This window comes from Streptomyces sp. NBC_00461 (assembly GCF_036013935.1).
Lineage (GTDB): Bacteria > Actinomycetota > Actinomycetes > Streptomycetales > Streptomycetaceae > Streptomyces.
The window spans coordinates 9,421,705-9,435,091 of sequence record NZ_CP107902.1; the positions used below are offsets into that span (position 1 = coordinate 9,421,705).

Below are 13,387 nucleotides of genomic sequence, written 5' to 3' on the forward strand. Positions count from 1 at the left end.
GTGACCGAACTTCTCCAGCAAGTGGTGGAAGGACTGGGCTCCGGCGCGGTGTACGCCAGCCTGGCGCTGGCCCTGGTTCTGATCCACCGGTTCACGGGGATCGTCAACTTCGCGCAGGGCGAGCTGGCCATGCTCTCCACGTACGTCGCCTGGCAGCTGGTGGCGTCCGGGATGCCGTTCTGGCAGGCGCTGCCGGTCACCCTCGCGGTGTCCTTCGCCGGCGGCATGCTGGTCGAGCGGATCGTCATCCGCCCCGTGCAGGGCGCGCCCGAGCTGACGGTGGTCATCGTCACGGTCGGCCTGTTCATCTTCGTCAACGCGCTGGCCGGCCTGATCTGGTCGTTCACCGTGAAGGACTTCCCGCAGCCCTTCCCCGACGGCGGGCTCGACCTGGCCGGGGTGCGGGTCGACTGGTCGACGCTCGGGATCATCGGCGTGGTGGCCGTCGTGATGGGCCTGCTGTATCTGCTGTTCCAGCACACTTCCGTCGGCCTGGTGATGCGGGCGGTCGCCTGCAACCCGGCCTCCGCCCGGCTGTCGGGCATCCCGGTGGGCCGAGTGCTGATGCTCGGCTGGGGGCTGGCCGCGACGGTCGGCGCCGTGTCGGGCGTGCTCGTCGCCCCGCTGCTGTTCCTGGAGCCCAACATGATGGGCGGAGTGCTGATCTACGCGTTCGCCGCGGCCACCCTCGGGGGCTTCGACAGCCCCCTGGGTGCGGTCGTCGGCGGCCTGTTCGTGGGCGTCGCCGAGACGCTGACCGGGGCGTACATCGATGTGATCGGCGCCGACCTGAAGGTGGGCGTTCCCCTGGTGATCATCCTGGCGGTGCTGCTGGTACGACCCCAGGGCCTCTTCGGACGGGCGGCGGTGGAACGCGCATGAGCACGATCATCGCCACACCCGGCACGGACCGCGCACGGCGCCTGCGCGCCGCGCTCACCGTGCTGCTCGCGGCGGCGGTCGCCGTCGGCGCACCGTTCTACTTCGCCCCCTTCCAGGTCTTCCAGCTGACCATGGTGCTGTTGTACGCCGTGGCGCTGGCCGGTCTGAACCTACTGGTCGGCTTCGGCGGGCAGATCTCGCTCGGGCACGGCGCGTTCTTCGCGGCGGGTGCCTACACGGCGGCGGTGATGCTCGACCGGTACGACACCGGACACCTGGCCACGCTGCCGGTCGCAGCCGCCGGATGCTTCCTGCTGGGCCTCGGGTTCGGAGTGCCCGCGCTGCGGCTGCGCGGGCTGTACCTGGCCCTGGTCACCCTCTCGTTCGCGGTGTTCCTGCCGCCCCTGCTCAAGCGGCTGGAACCGCTGACGGGCGGCTCCATGGGCCTGACCGTGGACAAGCTGCAGCCGCCCGCGTGGAGCGGGCTGGCCGAGGACCAGTGGATGTACTTCGTCGTCCTCGGCGTCACCGCGGTGGCCCTGCTGCTCGCCCGCAACCTGCTGCGCTCCCGGGTCGGCAGGGCACTGCTCGCCGCGCGGGACAACGAGAGCGCCGCCGAGGTCATGGGCGTACGGCTGTCGCTGCACAAGACCCTCGCCTTCGCATGGAGCGCGATGTTCGCGGGTGTCGCCGGGTGTCTGTACACCTGGGTGATCGGCTTCGTCTCGCCCGACTCCTTCAACTTCGTTCTGTCCATCACGCTGCTGGCCGGCCTGGTGGTCGGGGGGCTCGCCTCGCTGTACGGGCCCCTGCTGGGGGCGGCGTTCGTGATGTACGTGCCGAGCGTCTCCCAGGACCTCAGCGAGGCGGCACCGGGAGTGGTGTTCGGCCTGCTGATCATCGTGCTGATGTTCGTGGCCCCGACGGGACTGGCCGGTCTGCCGGGCCGTGTCCGGGCCGGTGTCACCCGTCGCCCGCCCCGCACCACCGACGCCCTCGACCGGACGCCCGAGGCCGTATCCGTGCCCGAGGCAGAACCCGCGCCCGACGCAGAGCCGAAGTCCCAGGCCGCATCCGGCCCCTCCGCGCCCCACGCCGCCGCGGACCCCGCAGTTGTCGACGCCGAACCCGTGGGCGCACCGCCCCGCACGGAAAAGGAATGAATCACATGCGCAAGACCACTGCTCTGCAGGCAGCCGCTGCCGCTGCCGCCGCCCTGCTCACCGCGACCGCGTGCGCCAGCCAGCGAGGCGAGGACGACCAGGGCACCGCCGCCGACGGTGCCTGCAAGGGCCAGCAGACCACCGGCATCACCGACACGACCATCAAGCTGGGCGGGATCTACCCGCTGTCGGGACCGGCCTCCGCGTACGGCACGATCAGCAAGGGCGTGGCCGCCTACTTCAAGTACGTCAACGCCCAGGGCGGCATAGACGGCCGCAAGATCGAGTTCGTCGTCCGCGACGACGGCTACCAGCCTCCCAAGGCGGTCGAGGAGGCCCGCAGACTGGTCGAGCAGGAGAAGGTCTTCGCCGTGTTCCAGACACTGGGCACCCCGTCGACGGCAGCCGTGTGGGACTACCTCAACAAGCAGAAGGTGCCGCAGCCCTTCGTCGCGACGGGCGCCTCCGTCTGGGGCACGGACGACAAGCACCCCTGGACCATCGGGTGGCAGCCCAACTACGTGGCCGAGGCACGGGTGTACGCCAAGTACCTCAAGGACGCTAAGCCGAAGGCCAAGGTCGCAGTCCTCTACCAGAACGACGACTTCGGCAAGGACCTGCTCGGCGGATTCCAGAAGGCCGTCGCCGGCAGCGGCATCAAGGTGGTCGCCAAGGAGAGCTACGAGGTCACCGCCCCCTCCGTCTCCGCACAGATGACCAACCTCGCCCGCTCCAAGGCGGACGTACTGCTCAACATCACCACGCCCAAGTTCGGCAGCCAGGCCCTCGCCGCCGATGCCAAGAACACCAAGTGGAACCCGCTGCACATCGTGAACAACGTGGCCTCGTCCGCCGCCGTGCTCCAGCCCGTCGGGTTCAAGAACGTTCAGGGCGTGGTCTCGGCGACCTACTTCAAGGACCCTGCCGACCCGCAGTGGGCGAACGACCCCGAGATGAAGACGTACACGAACGCCATGCACAAGTACGCCCCCGACGCCGACCCGGCCAACCAGTTCAACGCCTACGGCTGGGCCGCCGCATCCAGCCTGCACCAGGCCCTGGACGCGATGAAGTGCCCGACCAGGGAGGGGCTGCGGGACGCGGTGCGCAACCTCAAGGAGGTGAAGGTGAACATGCTGCTGCCCGGAGTCACCCTGTCCACGGGCCACGGCGACGCCTTCCCGATCGAGACGATGCAGCTGATGCGGTTCAAGGGCGAGCGGTGGCAGCTGTTCGGCAAGCCGGTCGACACCCGCGAGGAGTTCGGCCCACTGGCGAAGTGAGCCGGCGGGGGCGGTCCCGGTCGATGCCCTGACCCCTGGGGACCGTCCCCGCCCTGTCACCGGCACCCGGAGCATTGCGCGGGTGCCGGTACACCGACGACCGGAGGCTTGCCTGGCCCATCGGGGGACGTCTCCACCAGGCGGTTCCCCGCCCGGGATCACTCGACGTGGCACACCGTGCGCGCGTCGGCTCCCTTGCGGCCCGGAGGTGCGCTGAGCGGCTGTACGCCGCGCGCACGCCCACGGTCACCGACCGTCGTGATCACGGGACGAGGACATCTGTCCCGCCCGGCCGGCGGGACGCGCTGGGCCGGCAGCGTGCATCCTCGGGGGTCACGGGGCACCGCACAGCATCCGGTGGAGGTGGTCGCTGCCCAGCCGGCGCGGAGGAGCCACACCGCGAGCGGTGTCCGCCGCGTCCGGGCCATCGCGCGCTGAGCGCCACGCGAGTCTCAATGGGCCAGAAGGCCTGCCGTCGGCCCACCCATGCCCGCCACACTGTGCCCCACGGCGAGCGAGGCCGCGGCCCCACCGGGTTCAATAGGCTTACTGGCATCTGCAGGTCGGCGTTGCATGGTGGAACGCTCGGCCACCGCAGATCAGCGGCGACCGAGGACAAGGTGGTGTCCAGCGGTGGAGAAGCGGATGACGGAGCTCAGCGGAAGCCACGACGATCCGTTCGCCCTGCACCTCGCCGCTTTGGCGGTGCTCGACGACCGGGGAACCGTGATCGGATGGAACCGGCGGGCTCAGGAACTGCTCGGCTATCCGGACACAGCCGTGATCGGTCGTCCGGCGTCCGAGATCCTTGTCGATCCCCGCGATCTGCCGACTGCCAGGGAGGCCGCGGCGAGCTGCAGGAGAGCCGGCGGCTGGGCCGGGATGCTCACGGTGCGGCACCGCAACGGGCGGCTCGTGGAGATGGGGCTCAGGGCCGATGCGCTCGCACGCGACGGCCGGGTCCGCGAGTGGGTTCTTGCCGGGGCACTCGAGGCTGACGTCCTGGAGTGGCAAAGGGACCGCGCGGTCCTCGACGGGTTGTACCGCCGCTGCCCGATCGGCCTGGTCATCCACGGCCCCGACCTGAGGATTCTCCGGGTCAACCGGGCCATCGAACGCTTCAGCGGCGTCCCGGCAGCGGACTTTCGGGGGCTGCCCACCGGCTGTTTCCTCCTCCCCGATGACGCACGCAGGGCCGTGGACCGGGTGCGCCAGGTGATCGACACCGGAAGGCCATCGGTCTACTCAGAGCAGTTCGTCCGTCTGGAGCAGGACCCTGCGCGAGAGCGGGTGGCGATGGTCTCGTCCTTCCCGATGGAGGATCCTTCCGGTCGCATTCTGGGTGTGGCCGAGATGATCGAGGACATCACCGAACGCCATCGGGCCCAGCGCCGGCTCGCGCTTCTCGACCAGGCCGGCAGCCGTATCGGAACCACCCTTGACGTGGCGGAGACCGCCCGGGAACTCGCCGAGGTGATGGTGCCTCACCTCGCCGACCATGCGTCAGTGGACCTGCTTCAGCCCGTGACGCGCGGTGAGGAACTGGCGGGGACCTTGACCGGGCCGGTGGTACGAGTGGGAGTCAGCGGTGTCGGTGCCCAGCAGGCCGGCCCGTCCCACCCGCAGGGCGAGCCGGTGGAGTTCGCGCCGGACACCCCCCAGGCCAGATGCCTCGCTGAAGGGCGACCCGTCCTGGAACCGGTTCTCCCGCCCGACTGGTTCTCGACGCGAGGCCACCAGGGGGCCCACGCTCCGGACCTGGGCGCCCACTCGCTGATCGTGGTACCCCTGGCCGCACGTGGCCTGGTGCTGGGCGTGATGACCCTGTGGCGTTCGCGCCGTCCCGATCCCTTCGAGGCGGACGATCTCACCCTCGCCCAGGAACTCGCCGCGCGCGCCGCTGTCGCCATCGACAACGCCCGGCGCTTCACCCAGCAGCAGCAGACCGCGTTCACCTTGCAGAGCAGCCTTCTGCCCCGGGCGGTTCCGGACCAGTCGGCCGTCGAGGTGGCCCTGCGCTACCTGCCGGCCAGCGCGGCTCCGGGCCTGGGCGGTGACTGGTTCGACGTCATTCCCCTGTCCGGGGCCCGGGTCGCCCTCGTCGTCGGCGACGTGGTCGGACGCGGCATCCACGCCGCCGCCACCATGGGCCGGTTGCGGACCGCCGTGCACACGCTCGCCAGCCTCGACCTGGAACCGGACGAGGTCCTCTCCCGCCTGGACGACCTGGTCATCCTGCTGGCGGCGGAACAGGAAGCAGCCGGTGAACGGCCCGTGGGCGAGCAGGTCGTCGGTGCCACCTGCCTGTACGCCGTGTACGACCCGGTCTCCGGGCGGTGCTCCGTCGCCCGCGCCGGCCACCCGCCGCCGGTGGTGACCGCTCCGGACGGACACGTGACTCTGCTGGACCTGCCCGCCGGCCCACCGCTCGGCCTGGGCGGCCTGCCGTTCGAGGCCCGGGACGTCGAACTGGCCGAGGGAAGCCTGCTGTGCCTGTACACCAACGGACTCATCGGCGAACGCAACATCGATGCCGACGTCGGCCTGACCAAGCTGTGCGACGCGCTCGCCCGCCCCGCGGACGCGCTGGAACTGACATGCCAAGCGGTGGTCGACTCGCTTGTGCCGTCGAGCCCCAGCGACGATGTCGCATTGCTGGTCGCCCGCACCCGCATGCTGCCACCGGACAATGTCGCCTCCTGGCATTTGCCGCTGGAGCCTGCCGGCGCCGCCCGGGCCCGGGCACTGACCTCGGCCAAGTTGAGCGAATGGGGCCTGGAGCACTTGGCGTTCACGACCGAGTTGATCGCCAGCGAACTGGCCACCAACGTCTACCGGTACGCCAGCGGTCCTGCGACTCTGCGGCTGATCCGTGAACGGCGTCTGGTGTGCGAGGTCAGCGACACCAGCCATACCTCACCCCACCTGCGCCGCGCCCGTACCACAGACGAGGGCGGGCGCGGCCTGTTTCTAGTGGCCCAGATGGCCGAACGCTGGGGTACCCGTTACACCCGCGAGGGCAAGACCGTGTGGACCGAACAACCACTGGCCGGCACGTTCACCTGACCGGGCCGCCGGCCGCGCCGGACCACCGCGGCGGCACCGAGGCCGCTAGCGCAGCCCGCCCACGCCGTCGTGGTCATTCGGCTGCGGCGAGCAGTCGTGCCTCGCTCTCCTCGTACAGCCGCCGGTTCTCCAGGCTGTTTGCGGCCTGGCGCCGGTGGTCCAGAGAGTTGCCCAGCCAGCCCGCCAGGTAGCCGAACGGGACGGAGACCAGTCCAGTGGATTGCATGGGGAACAGGTCGAAGTCGGCGTTCGGGAAGAGGGCGGACGGCGTGCCCGAAACGGCCTTGGAGAAGATCATCAGAAGCAGCGCGCAGGCCGCGCCGCCGTAGAGGGAAGCGAGCAGGCCGACTGGGAGCGCTGTTCTGGGCCCGTCGAGGAGCCGGGCCCCGGCCGGTTCGCGGGCCGCACGCGGGTCCTCTCCCTTGACCCTGCCATGCGGGGCTGGCTGGACGACCGTCCCTCCTACCTGCCGCCGGTGGGTATCGGTGAGGTGATGCGCGCCGGATCGGTCGTCGAGGTCACCGCCTCCAACCACCCCGACTTCCAGCCGGGTGATCACGTGGTCGGCACCTTCGGCGTCCAGGAGTACGTGGTCTCCGACGGCAGGGGCGCCATGAAGATCGACACCTCCCTCGCCCCGCCCTCGACGTATCTGGGCGCACTGGGCATGCCCGGCATGACCGCCTACTTCGGCCTGCTGGACGTCGGGGCGCTGAAGGACGGCGAGACCGTCGTGGTGTCGGGGGCGGCCGGAGCGGTCGGCACCATCGTGGGCCAGATCGCGAAAGCCAAGGGCTGTCGGGTGGTGGGCATCGCAGGAGGACCGGAGAAGTGCGCGTTGCTCACCGACGAACTGGGATTCGACGCGGCGATCGACTACCGCGCCGAGGACGTCAGGAAAGCGCTGCGCCGGCAGGCCCCCGACGGAATCGACGTCTACTTCGACAACGTGGGAGGAGAAATCCTCGACGCCGCCCTGACCCGGCTGGCGATGCATGCGCGGGTCGTGGTGTGCGGTGCGATCAGCCAGTACAACAACGCCAGTCCGGTCAAGGGACCCTCCAACTACCTCTCCCTGCTGGTGCGCCGCGCCCGTATGGAGGGCTTCGTCGTCTTCGACTACGCCAAGCGCTACGCGGAGGCTGCGCAGGACATCTCGGCCTGGATCGGTGCCGGCCGCATCAGGGTCAAGGAACATGTGGTGAGGGGCAGCGTGGACGACTTCCCCGAGACGTTGCAGATGCTCTTCCGCGGAGAGAACGTCGGCAAGCTCGTCCTGGAGCTTGAATGACCGCACTCGTGAGCGGGGGCGCCGCCCACGCGTGACAGCCGGACGGCGCCGCGCTCCGGTGTTGACGGATCGTCACGGGCTGCGGCATCCGGCGGTGCTGGTTCTTCCGGGGCGGCCGCGGCCGCCCGGCCGTGCAGGTCAGCCATGTCGCCGCGTGCAGCGCGGTCCGCGACGGAGCCGTCCAGCGCGGTGCGCCGAGCCGGACGTCGAAGACGGTCATCCCGTGCTCAGTCGGGCGGCCGGCGGCCGTCCTGGTGGAACATCCACCTTGCTCGCGGCCGAGGAGAGCAGTGCCGGCCGGGCGAGGCCGCGACCCTGGCTCACCTGCGGAGCGGAGGGCTCCTCGTCGAGTGCGGTGGCCGCTATCGTGCGCTGACGAGCCAGGTCGACGTGATGAGAGGTCCTGGCCACCAGTTCCTGCAGTCGAATATCTCTCTGTCGGCGAAGGGGTGGTCCGTCCGCCGCCAGACCTCCGCCGCGCCCAGGACGACGGGCGGCGCGCTGTCCAGGAGCGGCGGTATGCATGCCACACTCGCCGACCGGTCACCGTGCACCAGGGGACGGATCACTCGTGGGCTGCCGAGTAGCCCCTCGATCGCCTCCCGGTCGGGTATGACGATGGGCTGCGGGGCATCGTCCAGCTGTACCGCCCGTGCCGGCAGGCGACTCGCGTCGCCGGGAAGATCGTCGATCGGGTCAGCCGCGCCTGCGCGGTGATTCCCTCGCCCTTCCACACGGCGAAGTCGAGGTCGGTGGCGACCGCGTCTCCCCGGGCCGGCAGAGACTGGGCCAGCGCCTGCGCGGTCTCGCCGATTGCCCTGTTGCCCGACGAGGCGTCAGTTCCCCGTGTGTTCGCTTCCTTCTCCGCGGGCGCGCTGCGCGCGGAGTTCCACGGCGTCGAGGAGCAGGCCGAGCGCGGTCTCGAACTGGTCCTCTTCGTCGATTTCCGCGAGATAGGGGGCGACCTGTGCCAGGTTCGGGTACCGCTGTGGCGAGGCCGTGAGGTACTCGCGGCGCCAGGCCAGCCGGTCGCCTTCCTGAGCGGCCTCGTCCAGCACGTTGAAGGAAGCCTCGAAGGCGCTGACGGCGAGTGCCATTTCGGCCAGGACCCGGTAGTACGAGGCCGCTTCGCGTCCCTGGAGGCCGGCGTCGAGCAGGGCGCCGATGACCACGTCGGCACCCTGGAACTCCGGCTCGCGCCGCGAGGTGCGGGACGCGACCAGGACGGCCACGCCCGGGTGCCGCAGGCATGCGGCACGGATCCGTCGAGCGAGCGAGGCGAGGGTCTCGCGCCAGTTTTCCGAGGGTGCGAAGTCGTGCAGGGCATCGCCGACCAGCCGGGCGGCCAGGCCGAGCAGCAGGTCGTCCTTGCTGCGGAAGTGCCGCAGGACGGCTGTGTGGTCGGCGCCCAGATCAGTGCCCAGCCGGCGGAAGGTGAGCGCCTCCGGACCGTCCCTCTCGATCACGGCCACTGCGGTGTCCAGGATCAGATCCGGGGTGAGGAAGGATGCCGGACGCCGCTTCCGCCGCGCGGGAGTCGCTCCCGCCGAGTTGGTCTTCGCGCGTGTCATGGCCGTCATCTTATCGACGGCGTTGTCAACGGTGGTCCTCGTGCAGGTGGTCGGCCACCGCCCGCAGTGCCGTGATGGTCTCCGCGTCACGCGAGGGGTCGTCCGCCGTCGGCCACGCGCTGGTCTTGACGATCACCACGTCGGCGTCCGGGTCCACATACAGGTACTGGCCGTGGATGCCCACCGCGGTGAACGGACGTCGCTCGCCGCCGAGTGTCCACCACTTGTTGCTGTACCCGTAGTGCGGGTAGCCGCTGGGGCCCAGAGAGCCGACCTCCAGGTGCGGCACCCCGCGACCCCGGCTGCGTACCACCCATTCCTCGGGCACGATGCGCTGCCCGTCCAGCTCTCCGCCCCGGGACATCAGCAGCCCCAGCCGGGCCATGTCGCGGGCGGTGGCATTGAGCGAGCCGCCGCCGATCGCGGTACGCGGATGCTTGCGGGTGAGCCAGTAGTACGCGTCGTGCTCGGCGCCGATGCGGCTCCAGAGGCGCTCCGAGGCGTACTGCGCGAGGGAGCGGCCGGTGGCGGACTCCAGCGCCCATCCCAGGACCTGGGTGTCGATCGTCGAGTAGCTGAACTGTGTGCCGGCCTCGGTCGAACGCTCGGCCGAGGAAACGACCTCGTGCAGGGAGCCGCCCCCTGTGGCGGCCTTGGTGAACCGGCTGATCAGACTGTCCTGAACGGTGTGGTCCTCCACCAGGTCACCCACGCCACTGCTCATGTCGAGCAGGTGCTCGATGGTCACCCCTTCGAAGGCGGAGCCCACCAGTTCCCTGCAGTACACCGTCACCGGGTCGGTCACGTCCTTGATCGCGCCCTCGTCGAGGGCGATCCCGATCAGCATCGACGTCACCGACTTGGTCATCGAGAACAGCTGGAACCGTACGTCGTCCCCGGCGAAGTACCCCGGATACGACTCGTGGACGATCTCGCCGCCCTGCAGCACGACGAAGGAGGTGGTGTTCGTTCGAGCGTGCAGTTCGGCAAGGCTCCGCTCCCGCCTCTCGAAGCCGTAGGTCACTTCCAGGGGGCGCGGTCGCCGAGGCAGGGGGAACACGTCCCCGCCGCGGCGGACGTCTTCGGTCGGCATGAGGAGATTCATGTGAGTGAACGTCCATTCATTGACCGGGCGGCGGGTCATCACCTCGTCCTGGTGGCGCCACAGCCACACCGCCCCGGCGCCCGCCGCGGCGGCGCCCAGCAGCCACCCACCCGCTTCAATCTGCATTACTGAACCCCTTCATCGCACGGACATGCCGAGCTTCGGCGCCCTCACTCTGGCTTGCCGTTCCATCGGTGTCAACAGTGGTGCTAACCCTGGTGTCAAAATTGGTGTCACCAGCGTTGACATGCTTGGGGTGAGTGGTCATGATGACGGCGGGGTCGTCGGACCCCCCTCTCCCACATTCCGCGAAGGACAGCGCATGACAGCCATCCAAGAGATGAACGGCACTGAACTGTCCACCGCGCGCCGCCTGCTCGGGAAGCTGCCCTTCGTCGACCCGGGCCGGCCCCCGCTGCCCGCGAGAACCGCGTTCCTGACCGGTGCCAGCTCGGGCATCGGCAAGGCGCTGGCAGCCGAGCTGTGCGCCCGCGGCTACGACGTGTACCTCACCGCGCGCAGGATCGAGCTCCTGGAAGAACTGCGGGCACAGCTCACGGCCGCGTTCCCGCAGCGTTCCGTGACCGTGGCCGCCCTCGATGTGACCGAGCACGAGGCCGTGGCGCGGACGATCGACGACGCGGCCCGGCAACTCGGCGGACTCGGAATGGTCATCGCCAACGCGGGGGTCGACGTAGGGGGCAACATCGGGGAGGGCCACTTCGAGGCGCACCGCGCGGCGGTCGACGTCAATCTGCTGGGTGCGATGGCGACCATCGACGCGGCCGTCGCACACTTCCGCAGCAAGGGCGGCGGGCAGGTGGTGGGCTTCAGCTCCGTCGTGGCCGGGGCGGGCCTGCCCGGCGGGGCGCCGTACTGCGCCTCCAAGGCAGGGCTCACGAGGTACCTTCAGTCGCTGCGAGGGGAGCTGTGGAACAGCGGCATCACCGTGACCACGGTCGCCCCCGGCTACATCGACACCCCGATCAACGCATCCCTGGGCGACAAACGACCGTTCCTCATCGACACCCGCACGGGCGCCCGCAAGATCATGGACCGCATCGAGTCCGGCGCCGTCCACGCGACAGTGCCCCGAGTGCCCTGGACCGTCGTCGAATACCTGCTGCCCCGGATCCCGATCCGTTTGCTGCGGAAGCTCGATACCTGACCGCCGCCCAGGCCCGGGGAGGCACCGACGCGCCGGTGGCAAGCCGTCATCAACCGGTGACCGTCGGGCCGAAGCCTTCGGCGCACACCGAGTACCCGGCCCTGGTGCCACCTGGCACCTGCCCGCTCCCGAGCCCCGGCCGGTTGCCTCACCTGCCGCAGCGCGTGCCAGAGCGCCCCGCACGCCCTGAGTACTACGTCGAAGACATCTGGGCTCTGGGCCGGCTGACCGCCAGCCGCCGGCCTGCGCCCCCGAACGCGTCCGGGCCGAATCTGCCCTCTCTGCCCGGAGGCTCCCTTCGCCGCTCCAGTACTGGACACGGCACCCGATCGCCTACCAGTTCTGAGGTTCGTCACGATGCTCCTCTTCCCTCCCGCGTTCGCGCCCGCGCCCGCCTTCCAGGCGGCCCTCCGCGCAAGGGGCATTCAGTGAAAACGAACAGCGACACCGCGCTGACGTTCACCGTCGCCGCTGCCCTGATCGCCGGAGTCACGCTCGGCAGCAGCGGCAGTAACGTGATGCCCGTCTTCGTGGACGACTTCGCCGACCGCTTCGACCTGTCCAGCACCAGCGCCGGACTCGTCGCCGCCAGCCAGCTGACGGCGGTCGCGATCACCACTCTCCTGCTCGCCAACCGTGCCGCCCGCCCCGGACGCGTCCGGATGGCCCGAGGCGGGCTGGCCCTGGCCGCCGCGGGATTCATCGGCGCCGCCATCGCTTTCGACATCCTGACGCTGATCGTGGCCGGCCTGCTGCTCGGCGCCGGACTCGGAGCCGTCTACGCCGCCTCCACCGCCGCCCTGGCCGGCGCCGGCGACGACGCCGACAAGACCTCCTCGATCGTCATCACCGGCGCGCTGTTCGCGAGTGCCCTGCTGCTCCTCGCCTTCCCGGCCGTCAACGAGTCCGCAGGCGGGGGAACGGGCTTCTTCCTGCTGGCCGTGTGCTGCCTGCCCGGCTGGTTCCTGGTGGGCCACCTCCCCGACGGCCCGGGCCCGGCGAGCAGTCCTTCCGCGACCGCCCCCAACGCGGCCTCCCGGTCGGCCCGTCCCTCCGCCGTGCTGCTGGTCGGCGCGGGCCTCCTGATGGCCGTCACGCAGGGAGTCTGGTCCTACGCCTCCGTCCTGGGGCGCGGCCACACCGGCATGTCTGCCTCTGTGCTCTCCGCCGTCCTGGCCGTCTCCAGCGTCGTCGCACTCGCCGGAGCCGTAGCCGGACCGCTCGCCGTGAAGCGTTTCGGCCGCCTGCGCTCGATGACCGGGTTCGTCGTCGTCGAAGCGTTCAGCTCGGGGCTTCTCATCGTCACCCACAGCCCCACCCTGTTCATCGCCACCGCCGTCATCTGGCAGACGTGCCAGCTGGCCGTCCTGGTACAGATACTCGCCGCCGCCTCGGTCATCGACTCCACCGGACGGTGGGTGGCCGCCCTCAGCGGCGCCGGAGCACTCGGCGGTGGCATCGGCCCCCTTGCCGTCGGCGCGATCATGGACAACATGGGCGTCGGCGTCCTGAGCGTCCTCCTCACCGCCGGAACACTCATCGCCGCGCTCCCTCTCCTCAAGATGACCGTGGCCGGCGACGCGGCAGCAGACACCGCATCCGTCACACCCCACCCGCAGGCCACGCCCGTCGCGAGGACGACCACCGAGAAGCCAGCCTCACCAGCGGAATGAAACACCCGCCCCACGATGTGTCGGCGGCGGCCGAATCCTGACCGTTGTGCTTCAACGGCAGGAAGGCGAACGCAACCTGCCCGGCCTTCGCAGCGGCCGCGAGATGGTGCTCGATCATCCCCGTTGCTGTTGCTGTTGCTGTTGCTGTTGCTCCTGCTGCTGCCGACGACACCGAGGTCCTGTGC

10 protein-coding genes and 1 pseudogene are annotated in these 13,387 nt (G+C 70.2%); 7 read left to right on the forward strand and 4 right to left on the reverse strand.

Annotated features, from left to right (window positions below):
- From OG870_RS43575 to OG870_RS43590, 4 genes are all read left to right on the forward strand, one after another.
- Entirely contained in the window at nucleotides 1–882 is an 882-nt protein-coding gene (locus OG870_RS43575; RefSeq protein ID WP_266587385.1) for a branched-chain amino acid ABC transporter permease, read from the forward strand.
- A complete protein-coding gene (locus OG870_RS43580; protein ID WP_266526179.1) occupies nucleotides 879–2,045 on the forward strand; it encodes a branched-chain amino acid ABC transporter permease in 1,167 nt (388 codons plus the stop codon). Before OG870_RS43575 ends, OG870_RS43580 begins: the two co-directional genes overlap by 4 nt.
- Nucleotides 2,046–2,050: 5 nt before the next feature.
- On the forward strand, nucleotides 2,051–3,328 hold the full coding sequence (locus tag OG870_RS43585) for an ABC transporter substrate-binding protein (protein WP_266526177.1): 1,278 nt from the start codon (nucleotides 2,051–2,053) through the stop codon (nucleotides 3,326–3,328).
- Nucleotides 3,329–3,973: 645 nt separating this feature from the next.
- The gene (locus OG870_RS43590) at nucleotides 3,974–6,394 is read left to right on the forward strand and encodes a SpoIIE family protein phosphatase (RefSeq protein WP_266841840.1); all 2,421 of its coding nucleotides are present in this window, start codon (nucleotides 3,974–3,976) and stop codon (nucleotides 6,392–6,394) included.
- A 73-nt stretch (nucleotides 6,395–6,467) separates the two neighbouring features.
- On the opposite strand, the gene OG870_RS43595 is transcribed toward OG870_RS43590, so the two are convergent.
- The gene (locus OG870_RS43595) at nucleotides 6,468–6,692 is read right to left on the reverse strand and encodes a hypothetical protein (protein WP_266842315.1); all 225 of its coding nucleotides are present in this window, start codon (nucleotides 6,690–6,692) and stop codon (nucleotides 6,468–6,470) included.
- Between OG870_RS43595 and OG870_RS43600 the strand changes: the two genes are divergently transcribed.
- Nucleotides 6,615–7,685, forward strand: coding sequence for an NADP-dependent oxidoreductase (locus tag OG870_RS43600; protein ID WP_266841841.1), 1,071 nt, complete (start codon nucleotides 6,615–6,617; stop codon nucleotides 7,683–7,685). The genes OG870_RS43595 and OG870_RS43600 overlap by 78 nt on opposite strands.
- A gap of 372 nt (nucleotides 7,686–8,057) precedes the next feature.
- Here OG870_RS43600 and OG870_RS43605 read toward each other — a convergent pair.
- The 3 genes and pseudogenes from OG870_RS43605 to OG870_RS43615 form a co-directional block, all read right to left on the reverse strand.
- Nucleotides 8,058–8,499 (reverse strand): annotated as a pseudogene (locus tag OG870_RS43605) (phosphatase); the annotation flags it as partial.
- A gap of 22 nt (nucleotides 8,500–8,521) precedes the next feature.
- On the reverse strand, nucleotides 8,522–9,256 hold the full coding sequence (locus OG870_RS43610; protein WP_266587393.1) for a TetR/AcrR family transcriptional regulator: 735 nt from the start codon (nucleotides 9,254–9,256) through the stop codon (nucleotides 8,522–8,524).
- A gap of 25 nt (nucleotides 9,257–9,281) precedes the next feature.
- Nucleotides 9,282–10,487: a serine hydrolase domain-containing protein gene (locus OG870_RS43615; protein ID WP_327692097.1), complete on the reverse strand. Its 1,206-nt coding sequence runs from the start codon at nucleotides 10,485–10,487 to the stop codon at nucleotides 9,282–9,284.
- A 196-nt stretch (nucleotides 10,488–10,683) separates the two neighbouring features.
- Here OG870_RS43615 and OG870_RS43620 point away from each other — a divergent pair, with 196 nt between their 5' ends.
- A complete protein-coding gene (locus OG870_RS43620; RefSeq protein WP_266841843.1) occupies nucleotides 10,684–11,529 on the forward strand; it encodes an SDR family NAD(P)-dependent oxidoreductase in 846 nt (281 codons plus the stop codon).
- Nucleotides 11,530–11,957: 428 nt separating this feature from the next.
- On the forward strand, nucleotides 11,958–13,202 hold the full coding sequence (locus OG870_RS43625) for an MFS transporter (RefSeq protein ID WP_327692098.1): 1,245 nt from the start codon (nucleotides 11,958–11,960) through the stop codon (nucleotides 13,200–13,202).
- Nucleotides 13,203–13,387 lie beyond the last annotated feature (185 nt).

What these genes read in the sequence shown, in the direction of transcription:
- OG870_RS43580 (WP_266526179.1), top strand. Translation starts at nt 879, where the DNA reads ATGAGCACGATCATCGCCACACCCGGCACGGACCGCGCACGGCGCCTG.
- OG870_RS43585 (WP_266526177.1), top strand. Translation starts at nt 2,051, where the DNA reads ATGCGCAAGACCACTGCTCTGCAGGCAGCCGCTGCCGCTGCCGCCGCC.
- OG870_RS43590 (WP_266841840.1), top strand. Translation starts at nt 3,974, where the DNA reads ATGACGGAGCTCAGCGGAAGCCACGACGATCCGTTCGCCCTGCACCTC.
- OG870_RS43595 (WP_266842315.1), bottom strand. Translation starts at nt 6,692, where the DNA reads ATGATCTTCTCCAAGGCCGTTTCGGGCACGCCGTCCGCCCTCTTCCCG.
- OG870_RS43610 (WP_266587393.1), bottom strand. Translation starts at nt 9,256, where the DNA reads ATGACACGCGCGAAGACCAACTCGGCGGGAGCGACTCCCGCGCGGCGG.
- OG870_RS43615 (WP_327692097.1), bottom strand. Translation starts at nt 10,487, where the DNA reads ATGCAGATTGAAGCGGGTGGGTGGCTGCTGGGCGCCGCCGCGGCGGGC.
- OG870_RS43620 (WP_266841843.1), top strand. Translation starts at nt 10,684, where the DNA reads ATGACAGCCATCCAAGAGATGAACGGCACTGAACTGTCCACCGCGCGC.